Source organism: Gordonia sp. WA4-43 (genome assembly GCF_020520305.1).
Taxonomy (GTDB): domain Bacteria; phylum Actinomycetota; class Actinomycetes; order Mycobacteriales; family Mycobacteriaceae; genus Gordonia; species Gordonia hongkongensis.
The window spans coordinates 1,624,965-1,643,904 of record NZ_CP084736.1 but is presented as its reverse complement, the minus strand read 5'-3'; the positions used below and the strand labels follow the sequence as shown (position 1 = coordinate 1,643,904).

The window sequence follows — 18,940 nt, the reverse complement described above, 5'->3', positions numbered from 1 at the left end:
CCCCGCCCCGCCACCGGTGCCCCGGCGTCATCCATTCGGCCCAAAGACCTGGTCACGCGCTGTGCGCCGCTCGTAGGGTCGCCAGCATGACCGGTCATCCCCAGCCATCTGTACCGCCCCGGCGCCGCCGACGCCGCTGGCCGTGGGTGGTGGGCGGGGTCGGCGTCGTGATCGTGGCGGCGCTGGCGGTCGGGGCCGTCGTCTTCCAGCCGTGGCTGATCTTCGTCGACACCGAGGTCGACGACGCGATCCCGGTCGCGGTCACCCCCACGACGTCGACGCCGGGGCAGCCGCCGCCCGCCGGGCCGGTGGTCGTCTCGCGCGGCAGCCTGATCAGCCATGAGCACTCGACATCCGGAACGGTCTCGATCATCGAACAGCCCGACGGCTCACGCGTGCTGGCGATCGAGGACCTGGACACGACCACCGGCCCTGATGTCCACGTGTGGCTGTCGCAAGGGGACGTGGTCGAGGGGTTCGCCGGGTGGCGAACGGCCGCGGACGTCCCGCACGTCGACCTCGGCATGATCAAGGGGAACAAGGGCAACCAGGTCTACGAGATCCCCGCCGACGTCGAGCTGGGCGACTATCCGTCGGTGTTCCTCTGGTGCGTGAAGTTCAGCGTCTCCTTCGGCGCCGCGGAGATGGGCTCACTACGGTGAGGGAGTGAGCACCGACCTCGACCTGACCGCCGACCCCGTCGAACTGACCGCCGCGCTCGTCGACATCGAGAGCGAGTCGCGCAACGAGTCGGCCATCGCCGACGCGGTCGAGGCCGCCCTGCGCGCGCAGACGAGCGGATTCGAGATCCTCCGCCATGGCAACCGTGTCCTCGCACGGACCGACCGGGGGCACGCCCAGCGGGTCATCCTCGCCGGGCACCTCGACACCGTGCCGGTCGCCGGCAACCTCCCGCACCGCCGCGAGATGGATTCGGAGGAGGGCGACGTCCTGCACGGATGCGGCACCGTCGACATGAAGTCCGGTGACGCGGTGTTCCTCCACCTCGCGGCGACGCTGCCGGAGCCGGCCTCGGACCTGACGCTGATCTTCTACGACTGCGAGGAGATCGCCGCGGAGTTCAACGGCCTGAACGACATCGAACGCGAACTCCCCGAGTGGCTCGCCGGTGACGTGGCGATCCTCGGCGAGCCGACCGCGGGGCTCATCGAAGCCGGATGCCAGGGGACGCTGCGGGTTCGGTTGTCGACGACGGGAACCCGAGCGCACTCGGCCCGATCGTGGATGGGCGACAACGCCATTCACAAGCTCGGCGGTGTCCTGACCACGCTGGCGGGGTACGAGGCCCGTCGGGTCGACATCGACGGCTGCGAGTACCGCGAGGGCCTGTCGGCGGTCGCGGTCGGCGGCGGGGTGGCCGGCAACGTGATCCCGGACGCCGCGCACGTCGACGTCAACTTCCGCTTCGCACCGGACCGTTCGATCGACCAGGCGCTCGACCACGTCCGCGAGGTGTTCGGCGCCGACCTGGCCGACGGCAGGATCGGGCTGGAGGTCACCGATTCCGCGGCCGGCGCCCTGCCCGGGCTGGGGCACCCGGCGGCCGCGGCGCTCGTGGCGGCCGCGGGCGGACGCTTCCGCGCGAAGTACGGCTGGACCGATGTGTCGCGGTTCTCGGCGCTGGGAATCCCCGCGGTGAACCTGGGCCCCGGCGATCCCAATCTCGCGCATCGCGTCGACGAACGGGTGCCGGTGGAGCAGATCCGCGCGGTGACCGACCTGCTGCGCACCTACCTTTCCTGACCTCGCAGGACCGGCGGAGTCGGACGGCGCTGCTAGCGTGACCGCCATGTCGACCACGCCCGAACCGGAACCCGTCGAAGACGGAACGAACCCCGACACCTGCTACGTCGGCCCGATCCGGATCCGGCGAGACCAGCGCGGCAAGACCACGGACCGCCGCCTGCTGGAATGGGTCGACCCGCGCGACGCCACGCGTCGTTCCGAACGGACCATGCGCGACTCCTGGCGGGTCCTGCGCATCCAGTCCGAGTTCGTCGCCGGGTTCGATGCGATGAGCGAGGTCGCCGAGGCCGTGACCGTCTTCGGCTCGGCGCGACTGCATCCGGAGTCGCCGGAATACGCGCTCGGTGTCCGCGTGGGCCGAGCGCTGGGCGAGGCCGGGTACGCGGTCATCACCGGTGGCGGACCCGGTGCGATGGAAGCCGCCAACCAGGGCGCACATCAGGCCGGGGCGCAGTCCATCGGACTCAACATCGAGCTGCCCTTCGAACAGGGCCTCAACCCGTGGGTCGATCTCGGCATGAACTTCCGCTACTTCTTCGTGCGCAAGACGATGTTCGTGAAGTACGCGCAGGCGTTCGTCTGTCTCCCCGGCGGGATGGGCACCCTCGACGAACTCTTCGAGGCGCTGACCCTCGTACAGACCAAGAAGGTGGTGCGGTTCCCGATCGTGCTGGTGGGCAGCGACTTCTGGGGCGGCCTGCTTGCCTGGATGCGCGACGTCCTGGCCGCGCGCGGGATGATCTCGCCCGAGGATCTGGACCTGCTCACCGTCGTCGACGACCCCGACGACGTGGTCGCCGCGATCGAGGCCGCGACACCCTGAGGGTCGATATGACCTTCCCGGCCGACGATGGCACGATTGCCCGGTGAGTGCTGTCTGCGTCTATTGCGCCTCCGGTCCCGTCGACCAGCCCTACCTCGATCTCGCCGCCGAAGTGGGTCGGACGCTCGCCGAACAGGGGCATGTGGTCGTCTCCGGCGGCGGGAACATCTCCATGATGGGCGCGCTGGTCAACGCCGCTCGCGAGGCCGGTGGCCACACGGTGGGCATCATCCCGCGCGCACTGATGAAGCACGAGGTCGCCGACCTCGGGTCGGGCGAACTCGTGGTCACCGAGACCATGCGCGAACGCAAACGCCTCATGGACGAGCGTGCCGATGGGTTCATCACCCTCCCGGGCGGGATCGGGACGCTCGAGGAGCTCTTCGAGACCTGGACCGGGGGCTACCTCGGGATGCACGACAAACCGGTCGTCCTGCTCGATCCTGTCGATTTCTACGCGCCGTTGCTCGACTGGCTGCGAGAGTTGTCGACAACCGGGTTCGTCGCCCGACGATCGCTCGACCGGCTGCTCATCACGCGGTCGGTCGCCGACGCGGTGGAGTTGGCGACGGCACGGGAAGGTCTTGCTACCGGCCGGTAAGGTAGCGCGTGAGTGCGCGGGGCACTCGAAACGCCAGCGGGAGAGCGGAGGGCAGATGTCCCAAGGGGTCGAGCAGCAGGACAGTCGGCAGCAGAGTGTGAAGAAGACCGTCGGTATCCCCGACATCCTTCGCGGCGTGGTGAAGATGGCGCCACATGCGACCGGGATGATCAAGCACGCGCCGGGACTCATCCGACGCCCACCGGAGGCCAAGCGGACCATCGGTTCGGTCTTCCAGAAGCACGCGGCCGAACACCCCGACCGGCCGTTCGTCCGGTTCGAGGGCCGCACGACCACCTACGGCGAGGCCAACCGCCGCGTGAACCGTTACGCCGCAGCACTTTCCGCCGACGGCGTCGGCAAGGGCGACGTGGTGGCGCTGCTCTCCAAGAACTGCACGACCGACCTGCTGCTGATGCTCGCCACCGTCAAACTCGGCGCGATCGCCGGGATGCTGAACTACAACCAGCGCGGCGAGGTGCTCGAGCACAGCGTCGGCCTCCTCGAGGCCAAGGTCCTCATCCACGATCCCGAGTGCGCGGAAGCCTTCGAGTCGATCCCGGAATCGGTCCTGCCCGAACACGTCTACGATTTCGACGCGTTCGACGCCGCGGCCGAGGGACTCTCGGAAGCCGATCCCGAGGTCACCGAGCAGCTGCCCGCGTCGACCAAGGCGTTCTACATCTTCACCTCCGGCACCACGGGGATGCCGAAGGCCAGCGTGATGAGCCACAACCGGTGGCTGGCGAGCCTGTCCGGCATCGGCGGTCTCGCGGTGCGGTTGCGCCACAGCGACACCATGTACGTGCCGCTGCCGCTCTACCACAACAACGCGCTGTCGGTGTCACTGTCCTCGGTCCTCGCCTCGGGTGCGTGCATCGCCATCGGACGCTCGTTCTCGGCGTCGAAGTTCTGGGACGACGTGATCCTCAACCGTGCGACGGCCTTCTGCTACATCGGCGAGCTCTGCCGCTATCTCCTCGCCCAGCCAGAGAAGCCCACGGATCGTCAGCATTCCGTGCACACCGTGGTCGGCAACGGTATGCGCCCGGACATCTGGGACGAGTTCCGCGAGCGTTTCGGGGTCGACCGCGTCGTCGAGTTCTACGGGGCCAGCGAACTCAACCTCGCATTCGTCAACGCGTTCAGCGTCGACAAGACCGCCGGCTTCTGCCCGCTCCCGTACAAGATCGTGGAATACGACGAGGAGGGAAACCCCAAGCGCGGCGACGACGGCCGGCTCGTGAAGGTCGGCCGGGGCGGCACGGGCCTGCTGCTCGCCCAGATCAGTGACCGGGTGCCCGTCGACGGCTACACCGACTCCGAGGAGACCGAGAAGAAGATCATCCGCGACGCCTTCAAGGACGGCGACTCCTACTTCAACTCCGGTGACCTCGTCCGCGATCAGGGCTTCGCGCACATCGCCTTCGTCGACCGGCTCGGCGACACCTTCCGCTGGAAGGGCGAGAACGTCGCCACCACCCAGGTCGAGGGGGCGGTCGACTCCTATCAGGCCGTCGCGCAGTCGGTGGCGTACGGCGTCGAGGTCCCCGGCACCGACGGTCGCGCCGGGATGATCGCGATCAAGCTGCGCGAGGGCGCCGACCTCGACCCGGGCGCATTCGCCCGCCATCTCTACGACGCGCTGCCGTCGTACGCGGTGCCGCTGTTCGTGCGGATCGTCGACGATTTCGAGCAGACCTCGACCTTCAAGAACCGCAAGGTCGAGCTGCGCAAGGAGGGGTACTCCGACGCCGAGGCCGAACGGCTCTACGTGTTGCTCGGCAAGGAGGAGGGCTACACCGAGTTCTACGACGACTACCCCGACGATGTCGCCGCCGCCAAGGTGCCCAAGGGGTGAGTTCCGGCCCGGAGACGTCGGCATCGGACACGCTGTGCGGGCGGCGGGTGCCGACCGACCGCGCGTTGGTGATGGCGATCGTCAACCGCACCCCTGATTCGTTCTACGACCGAGGAGCGAGCTTCGACGACGCCGCCGCCCAGGCGCACGTCGACCGGGTCGTCGCCGAGGGCGCCGACATCATCGACGTCGGTGGGGTCAAGGCCGGACCCGGACGCGAGGTCGACGCCGCGACCGAGGCCGCCCGGGTCGTCGGCATGATCGCCTGGATCCGCGACCGCCATCCGGACGTGCTGATCAGCGTCGACACCTGGCGCAGCGAGGTCGCCGACCAGGCCTGCGCCGCCGGCGCGGATCTCATCAACGACACCTGGGCGGGATTCGACCCCGACGTCGTCGACGTCGCCGCCGAACGCGGGGCCGGGATCGTCTGCTCGCACACGGGTGGCGCGCGGGTGCGGACCCGGCCGCACCGCGTCGCATACGGGGATTCGGTCGACGCGGTGGTGGCCGACGTGATCCGGGAGGTGACCTCCGCGGCCGACCGGGCGCTCGCTGCCGGGGTGCGTCGAGACTCGATCGTTATCGATCCGACGCACGATTTCGGCAAGAACACTCACCACGGGCTGGCTCTGTTACGTGGTGTGAAAGATCTTGTTAACACGGGCTGGCCGGTCCTGATGGCGCTGAGCAACAAGGATTTCGTAGGGGAGACTCTGGGTACAGACCTAACGCACCGATTGGAAGGGACTCTGGCCGCGACAAGTCTGGCCGCCGCCCAAGGCGCCCGGATCTTCCGCGTCCACGAAGTCGCTGCCACTCGTCGCGTGGTCGACATGGTCGCTGCCATCGCGGGAGCGAAACCACCCGCCCGAACAGTCAGGGGACTCGCATGACCAAGCAGCAGAAGCGACGTAAGCCCAGCACCGTCAGCCGGGACAAGGCCGCCATGTGGCCGACGGTCGCCCAGACCCCGGGGACCGAGCAGCGCTGGTCGGCAACCCACACCTGGGAGCAGCCGGACTGGACGATCGACGACCTCGTCGACGCGAAGAACGGCCGGACCATCTCGGTGGTGCTGCCCGCGCTGAACGAGGAAGAGACCGTCGCCGACGTCATCGCCACGATCATGCCGCTGTACGGCACCGTGGTCGACGAGATCATCGTCCTGGACTCCGGTTCCACCGATGCCACCGCCGAGCGCGCGCTCGCCGCCGGTGCGCAGGTGATCTCCCGCGAGGAGGCGGTACCCGAGCTGGACCCGGTCAAGGGCAAGGGCGAGGTGCTGTGGCGTTCGGTCGCCGTGGCGACCGGCGACATCATCGCATTCGTCGACTCCGATCTCATCGACCCGGACCCGATGTTCGTGCCCAAGATGCTCGGTCCGCTCCTGCTGAACCCCGAGATCCAGCTGGTCAAGGGCTACTACCGGCGCCCGCTGCGCACGGGCGGTACGCACGACGCGAACGGTGGCGGACGCGTGACCGAGCTCGTGGCACGCCCCCTCCTGGCATCCCAGAAGCCGGATCTCACCGCGGTCCTCCAGCCACTCGGCGGCGAGTACGCCGGCACCCGCGAGTTGCTCTCGTCGGTTCCGTTCGCGCCGGGCTACGGGGTCGAGATCGGCCTTCTCATCGACACCTATGACCGGTACGGCCTGGCCGGGATCGGTCAGGTCAACCTCGGGGTCCGAACCCATCGCAACCGCCCGCTGGTGGAATTGGGGGTCATGAGCCGCCAGATCGTCGGAACCCTGATGCGCCGCTGCGGCATCGAGGACTCGGGCGTCGGGCTCACCCAGTTCACCGCCGAACCCGACGGCTCCTTCACGCCGCACACCACCGAGGTCTATCTCGAGGATCGTCCGCCGATGAACACCGTGCGCGCCCTGGCCCCCAAGGCCGAGGAGATGGCCTCCTAGCCGGCTCCGGACCTGATGGGCCAGACCTGATGAACCCGGCCCCGACCCGGCGACGCCGCCCGCCCTGACGCGGGCGGCCGTCGCCGGGTCGGTGCTGTGCCGGGCCGTCGTCCGGGCGCTTCTGCCAGGATGGAACGCATGCAGACGCTGCTGCTGTACCTGCTGATCATGGGACTCGTCGTCGCGATCGTGTTCGCTGTCGTCTGGTTCGTGTTCGGACGCGGAGAAGATCTGCCGCCGGTCGAGCCCGACACCACGCTCACCCGGTTGCCGTCGGTGGGCATCACCGGCGAGGACGTGCGTGCGTTGCGCTTCGCCCAGACCCCGCGTGGTTACAAGCAGGCCGAAGTCGACTGGGCGCTGGCACGTCTCGCGCGTGAGGTCGACGACCTGCGGTCGGTGATCACGCGTCTGCGCGAACGGGAGTCGGTGCCCGGGGCGGAAGCGGGCGCGGCTCCGGACGATCCCGCCGCTGGTATCACCGGGAACGGCGGCGTGGAGGCCGGGCGGTCCGGCCCGCCGAGCACCCCCCAGTAGGGGCCGTACGTCGAGACCGCGCGGCGCGCGTGTCGCGCACTGACAATCGTGTGCGACCCGGGCACGTATCATGTTCGGAGCAGGGACCTTGAAGGGAGCTTGAGAATGGCGGCAATGAAGCCACGTACTGGGGACGGCCCCCTCGAAGCGGCCAAAGAAGGGCGTGGAATCGTTGTCCGGATTCCGATCGAAGGTGGAGGTCGACTGGTCGTCGAGCTGACCGCCGACGAAGCAGCCGCGCTGGGCGAGGAACTCCGCGGGGTAACCGGCTGAACATGCCCCACGAGGGCAGTTCCCATGAGGCCCGGGCGGACCCACCGACTCCGCACCGGGCGCATGGCCTCACTTCGGTACTCGAGATCCTGCGCTGCCCGGTGTGTACCGGGCGCCTATCGGCCGACGGCGCGTCGCTGCGCTGTCCGCAGGCGCATTCCTTCGACCTCGCCCGTCAGGGCTATGTCTCACTGCTCGACGGCCGGTCCGGCGCGCTGCGCGCCGACACCGCAGCCATGGTGGCCGCCCGAGCCCGCGTGCACGACTCCGGTTTCCTGCTCCCCGTGGTCGATTTCGTCGCCGGCCGCGCGGCCGAGGTCACGGGTGGACACGACCGGCCGGTGATCCTCGACGCGGGGGCCGGTGGCGGACACTATCTTCGCGCCGCGGTCGAGGCGAGCGGGGTGCCCGGCGGTGACGGACGGTCCTCGGCCGCCGGAATCGGCCTGGACCTCTCGAAGTACTGCGCGCGGGCCATGGCGCGGGGACCCCGGCCCCTCGCTGCCGTCGTCGCCGACGTCTGGCGCGGACTGCCCGTCGTCGATGACGCTGTCGCGGTGGTGCTCTCGGTGTTCGCGCCGCGCAACGCGAGCGAGTTCGCCCGCGTACTGGCCCCTGATGGCGCACTGATCATCGTGAGTCCGGGACCCGACCACCTCGGCGAACTCATCGAGCCGATGGCGATGCTGCGTGTCGACGAGGCCAAATCCGAGCGCCTCCGTGCCTCGCTCGACGCGGGCTTCGAAGTGGTCGACGAGTCACCTGTCCGGTACTCCGCAGACGTCGACGCGCAGACCGTGGGGGATCTGGTCGCCATGGGCCCGTCGGCATTTCACTCCGACGAGGCCGACATCCGCTCGCGGGCCGCGGCCTTCGCCGGGGACGGTCGGGTGCCGGCCACGGTGTCGGTCGTGGTGACCACGTGTCGGCCCGTCCGCGGACGCTCACCCGCTCAGCGCCGTACGGACTCGTAGACACCCAGCGTCTGTTCGGCGATCGACGCCCAGGAGAACTCGGCCTCGGCGCGTTCGCGGCCGGCCACCCCCATCGCCGACGCCGCCGCATCCGAGGCCACCGCGTTCACCGTGTCGGCGAGATCGTGTTCGAAGGTCGCCGGATCGACGGGGTCGTACCGCACGAGGCGGCCGGTGACGTTGTCGCGCACCACCTCGGGAATGCCGCCGACCGCCGAGGCCACCACCGCGGTACCGCAGGCCATCGCCTCGAGGTTGACGATGCCCAGCGGTTCGTACACCGATGGGCACACGAAGACCGTTGCCGCGGTCAAGATCTCGCGGATCCGGGGGAGTGGGAGCATCTCGCGCACCCAGTGGACGCCGGGACGCGAGGCGGAGAGTTCGCCCACCGCGCTCTCGATCTCGGCGCCGATCTCCGGCGTGTCGGGGGCACCAGCACAGAGGACGAGCTGGATGTCCGGATCGAACCGGTGCGCCGCGGCCACCAGATGTGCGACGCCCTTCTGCCGGGTGATCCGGCCGACGAACGCCACGATCGGGCGGTCCGGGTCGAGCCCGAGTGCGGTCGGCGTCGAGTCGGGTCCGAACGGATCGTCGACCGGGAACCATTGAGATGTGTCGATCCCGTTGCGCACCACATGGACACGCTCAGGGTCCAGACGCGGGTAGGTGTCACAGATCTCGGTGCGCATCCCCGAGCTCACCGCGATCACCGCGTCGGCGTACTCCACCGCGTTGCGTTCCACCCAGCTCGACACCCGGTACCCGCCGCCGAGTTGCTCGGCCTTCCACGGGCGCGACGGTTCGAGCGAGTGGGCGGTCAGCACGTGCGGCACGTCGTAGAGCTGTCCCGCCAGGTGCCCGGCAAGGCCGGTGTACCAGGTGTGGGAGTGCACGACGTCGGCACCGGACGCACCCACCACCATCCGCAGATCGGCCGACAACGTGGTGATCGCCGCATTCGCCCCGGCCAACCCCGGGTCGGGGGTGTACACCGCGGCGGTCTCCCGCTCGGCGCCCATGCAGTGCACGTCGACGGTGATGAGATCGCGCAGATACCGGACCAATTCGGTGACGTGGACCCCGGCGCCGCCGTAGACCTCAGGTGGATATTCCCGTGTCATCATCGCCACCCGCATGATCTCGACGCTAGTGCCAACGCGCGCAGATCGCCATCGGTGCTGCCAAACCCTGGTCGCGACCGACGCCACGCATACTGACCGCCCGGTCATCTGGCCGACGGCTTCGATCGCGGTTAAGTTGGGGGAGTGAGATCTGAGCCGCACGTCCTCGGCATCGTCCTCGCAGGCGGCGAAGGCAAGCGTCTGTACCCGCTGACGATGGACCGCGCCAAACCTGCGGTGCCCTTCGGCGGCGCCTACCGGCTCATCGACTTCGTGCTGTCGAACCTGGTCAACGCCGGTTACGAGCGCATTTGCGTACTGACACAGTACAAGTCGCATTCGCTGGACCGGCACATCTCGCAGACCTGGTGGACGTCGGGATTCCACGGCGAGTACATCACCCCGGTGCCGGCCCAGCAGCGACTCGGACCACGCTGGTACACCGGCAGTGCCGATGCGATCTTCCAGTCGATGAACCTCATCACCGACGAACGACCCGAGTACATCGTCGTCTTCGGAGCCGATCACGTGTACCGGATGGATCCGTCGCAGATGGTGGCCGCGCACATCGAATCCGGCGCCGACGTCACGGTGGCCGGGATCCGCGTGCCCCGAGCAGAGGCGGTGGCCTTCGGCTGCATCGACTCCGACGAGAGCGGGAAGATCACCCGCTTCCTGGAGAAGCCGGCCGATCCGCCCGGCACGCCGGACGATCCCGACGTGACGTTCGCGTCGATGGGCAACTACGTGTTCACCACCGAGGCGCTGGTCGACGCGCTGCGCGCCGACGCCGCCGACTCGGACTCCGACCACGACATGGGCGGTGACATCATCCCGGCCTTCGTGCGCCGGGACACCGCCTTCGTCTACGACTTCAAGGACAACCAGGTACCCGGTGCCACCGAACGCGACACCGGTTACTGGCGCGACGTCGGAACCCTGGATGCGTTCTACGAGGCGCACATGGACCTGGTGTCGGTCCACCCGATCTTCAACCTCTACAACGGCCGCTGGCCCATCCGCGGCGAGACCCACAACCTGCCGCCCGCCAAGTTCGTCCAGGGCGGGGTCGCGGAGGACTCCGTGGTCGGTTCCGGATGCATCATCTCCGCCGGCACGGTGCGCAACTCCGTGCTGTCGTCGAACGTCATCGTCGAGGACGGCGCGGTGGTCGAGGGCAGCGTGCTGATGCCCGGCGTGCGCGTCGGCAAGGGCGCGGTGGTCCGCAAGGCCATCCTCGACAAGAACGTCGTGGTCGGTGACGGCGAGCAGCTCGGTGTCGATCTCGAGGCCGACCGCGAACGGTTCTCGGTGAGCGCCGGCGGTGTGGTCACCGTCGGCAAGAACATCCAGGTTTAGCGCCGCCGCCCGTCGCGTAGGGCCGCGTCGATGAGCGTCGCGATGTCGTCTCCGGCGTCGTCCGGAAGCGCGTCGACCGGCCACCAGCGGAGGTCCACGGACTCGTCACTGCATACGACGCGGGGGAGTTCACCGTCGGGCGTCGGGGCGGCGACCACCCGGTAGCGGACGTCGAGGTGGCGGGTGGGGACTCCCAAGGAGCAGGTGATCGGGTGGGTGTGGAGGTGGACCATCCCGTCACCGGCGAGCGTGGGGTCGGCGGTGTCGAGCACGAGTTCGGGCATGCCCGACTCTTCTCGCGCCTCGCGTAGCGCCGCGCCGGCGAGGGAATCGTCGGAGGGTTCGCAGTGACCGCCGAGCTGTATCCACTTCCCGACGCGGGGGTGCAGGGTCAGCAGAACGTGTCGGCGCGTCGCATCGAAGACGATCGCCGAACCCGTCAGATGTCCTGGTGCGCAGGCCCGAAGACACCCGTCCGGGGAAGCCGCGAGGAACGCGAGATATGCGTGGCGCAGGGAGTCCTGGGCGGGATCGGGTGTCTCCCACCGTGTCAGGGCCTCGACGGCGGAGGCGTGCAGCGACTCGGCGGTCACAGTTCGACGACCCACTCCGCGGTGGGGGCGGGGTCGCGCAACCCGGCCGGTTCGAGCGGATGTCCGATCGCGACGGCCCCCAGCGGTTCCCACTCCGGACCCAGATCGAGGACGCGGCGCACCGTCGGCGCGGCGAAGATGGTCGACCCGACCCAGCAGCTGCCGATGTCGCGAACCGCCAGCGCGGTGAGCAGGGTGGCGACCGCCCCGCCCGCGGCCACGGTGAACATCGTGTGCTCGGCGGCGTTGCGACGATCATCGGGGTAGTCGTGGGCGCCCTCGGGTACGAGGAACGGGATCACCAGTTCCGGGGCGTCGTAGAGGATCTGCCCGCGTCGAAGTCGCTTCTCGATGGATTCGGCTGTCTTGGAGTCCGATTCGAGGTCGGTGCGCCAGTCGCGCGTCATGGCGTCGAGCAGTTCGCGGCGTCGCGGGGCGGAACGCAGCCACACGAAGCGGACCGGATGTGTGTGGTGGGGTGCCGGGGCGGTGAGCGCCTCGGCGAGGGCGTCGCGCAGCTCCGCGGGGTCGACGGGCCGATCGGCGAAGGTGCGCACCGAACGCCGGGTGCGGATGGCCTCTCGGCGGCCCTGTGCGATCGCCTCTTCGGTCCCGAGACGGAACAGGTCCTCGTCGTAGGGACGGATGAGGTCGGCGGCGGTGGTGCCGTCGTCGGCCGGAGCGAACCCGCGGACGACGGCGACGGGGACGGCGGCGAGCTTGCCCTTGACGAGGTCTGCCGCGGCGGCGAGTTCGTCGGCCACCGCTATCTCGGTGACGATCAACGGATTCCCGTAGTCGTCGACGCCGCCCTCGTAGGGATGGGTCACGGCGATGCCGGCCGCGCCGATGGCGACGTCGGTCTGTCCGGTCCGCCAGGCCCGACCCATCGTGTCGGTGATGATCACCGCGACGTCGAGGCCGGCGGCGTCGGCGATGGCACGCCGCAGTGACGCCGCACTGCGGTCGGGGTTCTCCGGCAGGAGTGCCAGTTGGTCGCTGCGCACATTCGAGCCGTCGATCCCGGCCGCTGCCTGCACCAGGCCGAGGCGGTTCTCGGTGATCAGGGTCCGGTTCTTGCGGGCCAGGACGCGCACCGATTCGGCGTCGACGAGGCGACGACGCAGTGCGTCCCGCTCCTCGGGGTCGCTGGGCGCGTCGACCATCCGCCCTTCGGCCTTGGAGATGATCTTGCTGGTGACCACCAGCACGTCGCCGGACTCGAGCCAGGGTGCGGCGCCGAGGATCTCACCCGCGACGTTGGAGTCGGCGGTGAACTCGGGCAGGCCGGTCACCGGCCGGATCTCGAGATGTCCCGGTGCGCGGTGGTCGGGGCGAGCGGTCACCGCACGCCCTTGTTGGTCTCGGGCAGCGGTACGTCGACGAGCGCGCAGGCCGCACGCACCATCTGCGCGGTGGCCGCGGGGTCGGTCATGAGCAGCGGTGCGGCGCCGACGGCGATGCCGTCGACAGCGGCGTGGTCACCCTTGGCGATGAGCCAACCGTCGAGAATCCCGTTGCCGCTGCGGGCGCCGTAGTGTCCGGCGATCCCCTGTGCCGAGGACTCGACCTCGATCACGGACAGGCATTCGTCGGCCATGCCGCGCAGGGGACGGTTGTCGATGACCGGTGAGATCCCGACCACCGGGGCCTTGGTCTGGCGCAGCGCGCTGCGCATCCCCGGAACACTGACGATGGCGCCGATGCTCACGACCGGGTTCGACGGCGCGAGGAGGATGACATCGGCGTCGGCGATCGCGTCGAGGACGCCGGGTGCCGGTGCCGTGTCGTCCGAACCGACCTGCGCGAAGCCGAAGGTGGGGATCTGCGCGCGATGGCGTACCCACCATTCCTGGAAGTGGATCGCGACCCGTTCGCCGTCCTCGCCGTCGGGTTTGGCGACCACGACGTGGGTTTCGTGACGGTCGTCGGTGACGGGCAGGAGCCGCACCCCGGGGACCCAGCGCCGGCACAGGGCGGCCGTGACGTCGGACAGCCGGTACCCGGCGTCGAGCATCTGGGTCCGGATGAGGTGGGTCGCGAGATCGCGATCGCCGAGTCCGAACCAATCCGGGTCGGCCCCGTAGGCGGCGAGTTCCTCTTTCGCGCGCCAGGATTCGTCGCGCCGACCCCACCCGCGTTCGGGATCGATCCCGCCCCCGAGGGTGTACATACAGGTGTCGAGGTCGGGGCAGATGCGGACGCCGTGCATCCAGGCGTCGTCGCCCACGTTCACGATGGCGGTGATCTCGTGCTCGGTCGCCGGGGCGCCGGACGCGTCGTCCTGGGGGGCCGGGAACGCCGTCGGGCCGAACAATTCGCGCAGACCGAGGAGGAATCGTGCCCCTCCGACGCCCCCGACGAGTACGGTCACCTTCACAGCAGGTACTCCTTCACACCGCCACTGTAGTGCGCGGTGTGAGTCGGCGGTCAGGCGCTGTCGGTGCGGTTCGGATGGTTTCGACCCGTGCCGGGTTCGGTGTGACATTCACGTCGGGTTGAGGTCAATGTCGTGTCGAGTCACAGAGTTGTCGGATCCTGGTGGTAAACAGAGAATCTTTGACTTCAACTTGACCGGGACCGCCTTGGGCGTGTGTAATCACATCAGTGTCATTCCGAGTTTGAGATCGAGAACCTTCGGATCGAAAACCGCTGGACTTCAACGGATTCGATCGTATGTTCGAACTCGGGAGAGGGTCGGTTCCGGCACTTCGCGGGCCGTCGCTCGGGCGCTGTGTACGTCTGATGTGGGTGTTTCCACATCCGTAGTACAAGTGGTGTGGCAACAGTGGTGGGTGCGGCACACAGGCCGTGTTCGCAGAGGACGCAGAAACTACCAACATCCCGAGCTAGGAGGCGCCGACGATGGCTTTGGAAAACCCGATCGGCAATCCGCTTGAACCACAGAACCGCCCGCAATTCACCGCCGAATTCAACACCCTTGGCCCCGTTGATGATTCGATGATCGGCGGCACTGCCGCCGCGTCGGCCATCGGCATCGGGACCGACTTCGGGTCGCCGCACGGGCCCGTCGCCGACGACGCCGACCCGGGTCGTCGTCATCTTTCGTTGGTGCCCAACGACTTCGACGATCTCTTCGACGCCGTCGAAGAGCAGTGGCAGGACCGTGCCCTGTGTGCGCAGACCGACCCCGAGGCGTTCTTCCCGGAAAAGGGTGGGTCGACACGTGAGGCCAAGCGGATCTGCCAGGGCTGCGAGGTCAAGTCCGAATGCCTCGAGTACGCACTGCACAACGACGAACGCTTCGGCATCTGGGGCGGCCTGTCGGAGCGTGAGCGCCGGCGTCTCAAGCGCGGCATCATCTGACCGGCGTCACCATCTGACCGGACGGCTCGCGACGGAGTCGTCCCCACCGATCATCGACCGCGGATCACTCTGGTCCGCGGTCGATCGTGTCTTCGTCGACGCCCAGATGCGTCGCCACCTGTTGCACGAGTACCTCGTGGATCAGATCCAGCAACTCGGTGCCCTTCTTGGCCCGGGACTCCAGCGGCCGGCGGAACAGGATGATCTGCGCCCGCGTCGGTGCGCCGTTCACATCCATCCCGGCCGGGATCAGCCGTGCGAGCGGCACCGCACCGTCGGCGGTCACCTCGTCGGGCCACTCGACCGTCTCGGGGTCACGGGGCAGGAGCCGGGGGATCTCGTCGACGGCGATGTCGAGTCCGGCGATCTGGTCATGCCACTGCGCGTCGATCTCGGCGAACGCCTCCAGGGCGACCGCGTCGAATTCATCGGACCGGCTGTTGTGGGCGGGCACGCCCTGTGGCAGCAACGGCGAGCGCAGTCCCCGTCCGCGACGATCGCGGTGACGACCCGTCCGCCGGCGACCGCGGCGCGCCTCCGGCAGGCCGGAGGAGCCACGTGGAGTCGGCTTCGGGTCGATACGCATGGCGAGAGTGTAGGAGGTCGGACGAGTCCGTGTCTCCTCCGGTCACTGCGTGTCTGCTCCGGCGGTCCGGGTCTTCGTCGGCCGCCCGCCCGGTGAGCGTGTCGCCGACGCGGTTGCGAGCGACGAGGGCTAATCTCGTCACGTGAAGCTTCCCCGACTGTGCTGCCGACCCGGCTGCGCCCGATCCGCGGTGGCTACCCTGACCTTCGTCTATGCCGAGTCGACCGCGGTGATCGGTCCGCTCGCGACGTCACAGGAGCCGCACTCGTGGGACCTGTGCGACGATCACGCCCGCCGGATCACCGTCCCGCGCGGCTGGGAGATGCTGCGCAGCGAGCGGGGATTCTCCGCGCCGCCGGCCGAGGATCAAGAGCTGACCGCGCTCGCCGAGGCGGTTCGGGAAGCCGGAGCCGTCGCCGGCGGTGGACGCCCGCGGTACGTCGACCGCAGTCCGATCGACGCCCTCGACGCCTTCGAGGACACCGCGTTCGTCGAGGCCCATCGCGATGCCGTGGACGACCGTCGGACGGGTCGGCACCGCGCCGGCCCGGTCGATGCGCCCGCCCCGACCGCCGGGCCGTCGCGTCACCAGACCCGGCCGCGCCCGGGGCGCCGCGGACACCTGCGGGTACTGCCGGACCCGGTCGACTGACCGGTCACCACCGCGCGGGGGGCGTGGACCCCGAAGGCATCGCCGCAACTGTGCCGAGTACGTGCGCGCCGACTTCGCGACCTGGCTACCCTGGTGACATGCGAACCGGTTCCCCCGACCTCGACGACGCCGAGGAGCTGATCTCGGCCGATGTCGACGGTTTGCTGAGAGCGGTCGCGCTCGCCGGCGCACAGGTGCGCGCCGTCGCCGAAGCGGTACGCGAAGGCGTGCTCGCTCCGCTCGCGGACCTGCGTCCCCGTAGCGTCATCGTGGTCCACGGTTCCAGCGGCGTCTCCCATCGGGCGACCGACTTCGCGGTGGCCACGCTCGGGGCCCGGGTGGACGTCCCGGTGGTCAGTGGTCCGGTGTTGCCCGGGTGGATCGGCCCGCTCGACGTCGTGATCGTCGCCGGCGACGATGCCGGGGACATGGCGCTCGCCGACGCCGCCGCGCGGGCGTTACGCCGGCGGGCCGAGGTCGTGGTGGTCGCACCCGTGGCCGGGCCTCTGCGAGATGCGCTGGGCGGCAACGGGATCAACCTCGCGCCGCGGTTCGACATCGAACCCCGCTTCCGCTTCGTGGGGTTCGCCGCCGCGCTGCTCGCGGTGTTCGGCGCGCTGACCCAGGTCCGGTTCACCGGGAGCGTGCCCGCACTCGACGACCTCGCCGACGCACTCGACGACGAGGCCTCGACCGGACACCCGGCCCGCGACGCCTTCCACAATCGCGCCAAATCGCTGGCGCTGCGCGTCCAGGGCCGCCCCACCGTCTGGACGGCGGACAGCCCAGCCGGCGCGGCCATCGCCCGGCATGCGGTCGCCGGGCTCGTCGGACTCTCCGGGATCGTCAGCGCCGCAGCCGAACTCACGGACGTCTCGCGAATGGTGCAGTTGCTCGGGTCGCGCTCGGATGTCGCACCGAGTGCGGACTCGATCTTCTACGATCCCGACTTCGACGGACCGCCGGCAGCTCCCGCGCCGCGTGTCCAGGTCGTCTCGACCGGGCGGCGGGAATGGTTCACGCGTCAGCGGGTCACCGGCCTCGGCGAGGTCGATCTCCTCGTCGGAATCGATCGTGCGCAAGAGACTTCGGCCGCCGGGGGCGCGGACGGCCGCGAGTGGGAGGACCGGCGTCCGGCGCCGGGTGAGGATCCGGTGGCCGACGGCCCGGGGGATGTACTGGATTTCCTGATCGTGGCACTACGGGTCGAGATGGCGGCGGTGTACCTCCGCCTGGTTGGGAACGCGTTGCAATGAGGATCATCGACGGAGTGGTGCGGCCATACGCCTGGGGGTCGCGGACCGCGATCGCGTCCATGCAGGGTAGGTCCGTGCCGTCCGCGCACCCGGAGGCGGAGCTGTGGTTCGGGTCCCATCCCTCGGGGTCGGCTCGGTGCGTCGATGTCGCCGGGATCGAGCAGGATCTCGTCGACGTGATCGACGCGGATCCGATCGGCACGCTCGGCGCGGCGAGCACGGCGGCCTTCGGCGAGCGTCTGCCGTTCCTCCTGAAGGTGCTCGCCGCCGAGGAACCGCTGTCCCTGCAGGCACATCCGTCCGCCGAACAGGCCCGGGCAGGATTCGAACGCGAGAACGCCCGCGGTGTCGCGCTCGAAGCCCGCGACCGCAACTACCGCGATCCATGGCACAAGCCCGAACTGATCGTCGCGACGACCCCGTTCGACGCCCTGGCCGGCTTCCGTCGACCGGAGGACACCATTCGGTTGCTCCGCGCACTGCAGGTCAGTGAGCTCGACCCCTATCTGGGGATGCTCGCGGGGCAGCCGGACTCGGAGGGGCTGCGGGCGCTCTTCACGACGTGGCTGACGCTGCCCGAGTCGCTGCTCCGTCAGCTGGTCCCGGCGGTACTCGCCGGCGCGGTCACCGTGCTGAGCACAGGTGAGACGGAGTTCGTCGCCGAACTGCGGACGGTGTGTGAACTCGGGGAGGCCTACCCGAACGATCCCGGTGTCCTGGCATCGTTGCTGCTCAACAACATTCACCTCGAACCCGGGCAGGGTCTCTATCTGTCCGCGGGCAACCTGCACGCCTACCTCCGCGGTACGGGCGTGGAGATCATGGCGAACTCCGACAACGTGCTGCGGGGCGGACTGACGCCCAAACACATCGACGTTCCCGAGTTGTTGCGCGTCCTCGACTTCACCCCGGTCGATGTCTCGGACCTGACCCCGCAGATCCGGACCGTCGGCGCCGAGCGCGTCTACCTCACCCCCGCTCCCGAATTCCGGCTGTCGCGTGTCGAACTCGACGGGACGGGCCTCCACCACGCCTCGTCGATCTGCTTCGACATGCCGGGCCCGCAGATCCTCGCCGTGCTCAGCGGCGCGGTGGAGGTCCGACCGGCGGGTGGGAACCCGCTCACCGTGACGGCCGGACGGGCGGTGTGGATCACCGACGACGACCCGGACGTCATCGTCCGCGCGGCGTCGGCTCGTGCGGTCTTCTACCGCGCGCTGGTGCCGGCCGCGGTCTCGGCGCAACCCGACCTGACCTCATCGGTGGCGTCCGCGTCCGAATGA

Annotated in this window: 20 protein-coding genes; 15 read left to right on the top strand and 5 right to left on the bottom strand. The window is 69.3% G+C overall.

Annotated elements, in window-relative coordinates; translation table 11 throughout:
- Nucleotides 1-146: 146 nt before the first annotated feature.
- From LEL84_RS07460 to LEL84_RS07415, 10 genes are all read left to right on the top strand, one after another.
- Entirely contained in the window at nt 147-662 is a 516-nt protein-coding gene (locus LEL84_RS07460) for a DM13 domain-containing protein (RefSeq protein WP_065632640.1), read from the top strand.
- 4 nt (nt 663-666) lie between these two features.
- Nucleotides 667-1,764, top strand: coding sequence for a succinyl-diaminopimelate desuccinylase (dapE, locus tag LEL84_RS07455; RefSeq protein ID WP_226513696.1), 1,098 nt, complete (start codon nt 667-669; stop codon nt 1,762-1,764).
- 46 nt (nt 1,765-1,810) lie between these two features.
- Nucleotides 1,811-2,590, top strand: coding sequence for a TIGR00730 family Rossman fold protein (locus tag LEL84_RS07450; RefSeq protein WP_065632642.1), 780 nt, complete (start codon nt 1,811-1,813; stop codon nt 2,588-2,590).
- A gap of 43 nt (nt 2,591-2,633) precedes the next feature.
- Entirely contained in the window at nt 2,634-3,191 is a 558-nt protein-coding gene (locus LEL84_RS07445; RefSeq protein ID WP_226513695.1) for a TIGR00730 family Rossman fold protein, read from the top strand.
- A gap of 55 nt (nt 3,192-3,246) precedes the next feature.
- Nucleotides 3,247-5,052 (top strand): long-chain-acyl-CoA synthetase, encoded by a 1,806-nt coding sequence (locus tag LEL84_RS07440; protein ID WP_226513694.1) that lies wholly within the window; start codon nt 3,247-3,249, stop codon nt 5,050-5,052.
- 71 nt (nt 5,053-5,123) lie between these two features.
- A complete protein-coding gene (gene folP / locus LEL84_RS07435; RefSeq protein ID WP_137809065.1) occupies nt 5,124-5,948 on the top strand; it encodes a dihydropteroate synthase in 825 nt (274 codons plus the stop codon).
- Nucleotides 5,945-6,973 (top strand): glucosyl-3-phosphoglycerate synthase, encoded by a 1,029-nt coding sequence (locus LEL84_RS07430; protein WP_226513693.1) that lies wholly within the window; start codon nt 5,945-5,947, stop codon nt 6,971-6,973. Before folP ends, LEL84_RS07430 begins: the two co-directional genes overlap by 4 nt.
- A gap of 138 nt (nt 6,974-7,111) precedes the next feature.
- Nucleotides 7,112-7,510 carry a DivIVA domain-containing protein gene (locus LEL84_RS07425; protein ID WP_226513692.1) on the top strand — a complete coding sequence of 133 codons (399 nt, stop codon included), beginning with the start codon at nt 7,112-7,114 and terminating at the stop codon, nt 7,508-7,510.
- Nucleotides 7,511-7,615: 105 nt separating this feature from the next.
- Nucleotides 7,616-7,783: a DUF3117 domain-containing protein gene (locus tag LEL84_RS07420; RefSeq protein WP_004019232.1), complete on the top strand. Its 168-nt coding sequence runs from the start codon at nt 7,616-7,618 to the stop codon at nt 7,781-7,783.
- Nucleotides 7,784-7,785: 2 nt separating this feature from the next.
- Entirely contained in the window at nt 7,786-8,757 is a 972-nt protein-coding gene (locus LEL84_RS07415) for a putative RNA methyltransferase (protein WP_226513691.1), read from the top strand.
- Here the strand turns inward: LEL84_RS07415 and glgA are convergent.
- Nucleotides 8,736-9,899 carry a glycogen synthase gene (gene glgA, locus LEL84_RS07410; protein WP_226513690.1) on the bottom strand — a complete coding sequence of 388 codons (1,164 nt, stop codon included), beginning with the start codon at nt 9,897-9,899 and terminating at the stop codon, nt 8,736-8,738. The two genes, LEL84_RS07415 and glgA, sit on opposite strands and share 22 nt — an antisense overlap.
- A gap of 129 nt (nt 9,900-10,028) precedes the next feature.
- On the opposite strand from glgA, the gene glgC reads away from it, so the two are divergent.
- Nucleotides 10,029-11,243: a glucose-1-phosphate adenylyltransferase gene (glgC, locus tag LEL84_RS07405; RefSeq protein WP_078112951.1), complete on the top strand. Its 1,215-nt coding sequence runs from the start codon at nt 10,029-10,031 to the stop codon at nt 11,241-11,243.
- Here the strand turns inward: glgC and LEL84_RS07400 are convergent.
- From LEL84_RS07400 to cofD, 3 genes are read right to left on the bottom strand one after another with little or no spacing between them, the layout of a single operon-like run.
- On the bottom strand, nt 11,240-11,836 hold the full coding sequence (locus LEL84_RS07400; protein ID WP_058252536.1) for an NUDIX hydrolase: 597 nt from the start codon (nt 11,834-11,836) through the stop codon (nt 11,240-11,242). The two genes, glgC and LEL84_RS07400, sit on opposite strands and share 4 nt — an antisense overlap.
- Complete coding sequence (locus LEL84_RS07395; protein WP_226513689.1) at nt 11,833-13,182, bottom strand: coenzyme F420-0:L-glutamate ligase; 1,350 nt, start codon at nt 13,180-13,182, stop codon at nt 11,833-11,835. Before LEL84_RS07395 ends, LEL84_RS07400 begins: the two co-directional genes overlap by 4 nt.
- On the bottom strand, nt 13,179-14,216 hold the full coding sequence (gene cofD, locus LEL84_RS07390; protein ID WP_226513688.1) for a 2-phospho-L-lactate transferase: 1,038 nt from the start codon (nt 14,214-14,216) through the stop codon (nt 13,179-13,181). Before cofD ends, LEL84_RS07395 begins: the two co-directional genes overlap by 4 nt.
- A 689-nt stretch (nt 14,217-14,905) precedes the next feature.
- Here cofD and LEL84_RS07385 point away from each other — a divergent pair.
- A complete protein-coding gene (locus LEL84_RS07385; RefSeq protein WP_171011557.1) occupies nt 14,906-15,163 on the top strand; it encodes a WhiB family transcriptional regulator in 258 nt (85 codons plus the stop codon).
- 64 nt (nt 15,164-15,227) lie between these two features.
- On the opposite strand, the gene LEL84_RS07380 is transcribed toward LEL84_RS07385, so the two are convergent.
- Nucleotides 15,228-15,749, bottom strand: coding sequence for a metallopeptidase family protein (locus LEL84_RS07380; protein WP_058252540.1), 522 nt, complete (start codon nt 15,747-15,749; stop codon nt 15,228-15,230).
- A 142-nt stretch (nt 15,750-15,891) separates the two neighbouring features.
- Here LEL84_RS07380 and LEL84_RS07375 point away from each other — a divergent pair, with 142 nt between their 5' ends.
- The 3 genes from LEL84_RS07375 to manA all read left to right on the top strand — a co-directional run bounded on the left by LEL84_RS07375 (nt 15,892) and on the right by manA (nt 18,940).
- On the top strand, nt 15,892-16,401 hold the full coding sequence (locus LEL84_RS07375; RefSeq protein WP_226513687.1) for a DUF3499 domain-containing protein: 510 nt from the start codon (nt 15,892-15,894) through the stop codon (nt 16,399-16,401).
- A 98-nt stretch (nt 16,402-16,499) separates the two neighbouring features.
- Nucleotides 16,500-17,657 carry a hypothetical protein gene (locus LEL84_RS07370; protein WP_159371175.1) on the top strand — a complete coding sequence of 386 codons (1,158 nt, stop codon included), beginning with the start codon at nt 16,500-16,502 and terminating at the stop codon, nt 17,655-17,657.
- Nucleotides 17,654-18,940 carry a mannose-6-phosphate isomerase, class I gene (gene manA / locus LEL84_RS07365; protein WP_226513686.1) on the top strand — a complete coding sequence of 429 codons (1,287 nt, stop codon included), beginning with the start codon at nt 17,654-17,656 and terminating at the stop codon, nt 18,938-18,940. Before LEL84_RS07370 ends, manA begins: the two co-directional genes overlap by 4 nt.

Excerpts from the sequence above, each read along its gene's own strand:
- LEL84_RS07425 (WP_226513692.1), top strand. The coding sequence starts at position 7,112 with ATGCAGACGCTGCTGCTGTACCTGCTGATCATGGGACTCGTCGTCGCG.
- LEL84_RS07440 (WP_226513694.1), top strand. The coding sequence starts at position 3,247 with ATGTCCCAAGGGGTCGAGCAGCAGGACAGTCGGCAGCAGAGTGTGAAG.
- folP (WP_137809065.1), top strand. The coding sequence starts at position 5,124 with ATGGCGATCGTCAACCGCACCCCTGATTCGTTCTACGACCGAGGAGCG.
- LEL84_RS07415 (WP_226513691.1), top strand. The coding sequence starts at position 7,786 with ATGCCCCACGAGGGCAGTTCCCATGAGGCCCGGGCGGACCCACCGACT.
- LEL84_RS07430 (WP_226513693.1), top strand. The coding sequence starts at position 5,945 with ATGACCAAGCAGCAGAAGCGACGTAAGCCCAGCACCGTCAGCCGGGAC.
- LEL84_RS07420 (WP_004019232.1), top strand. The coding sequence starts at position 7,616 with ATGGCGGCAATGAAGCCACGTACTGGGGACGGCCCCCTCGAAGCGGCC.
- LEL84_RS07370 (WP_159371175.1), top strand. The coding sequence starts at position 16,500 with ATGCGAACCGGTTCCCCCGACCTCGACGACGCCGAGGAGCTGATCTCG.
- manA (WP_226513686.1), top strand. The coding sequence starts at position 17,654 with ATGAGGATCATCGACGGAGTGGTGCGGCCATACGCCTGGGGGTCGCGG.
- LEL84_RS07380 (WP_058252540.1), bottom strand. The coding sequence starts at position 15,749 with ATGCGTATCGACCCGAAGCCGACTCCACGTGGCTCCTCCGGCCTGCCG.
- LEL84_RS07450 (WP_065632642.1), top strand. The coding sequence starts at position 1,811 with ATGTCGACCACGCCCGAACCGGAACCCGTCGAAGACGGAACGAACCCC.
- glgA (WP_226513690.1), bottom strand. The coding sequence starts at position 9,899 with ATGCGGGTGGCGATGATGACACGGGAATATCCACCTGAGGTCTACGGC.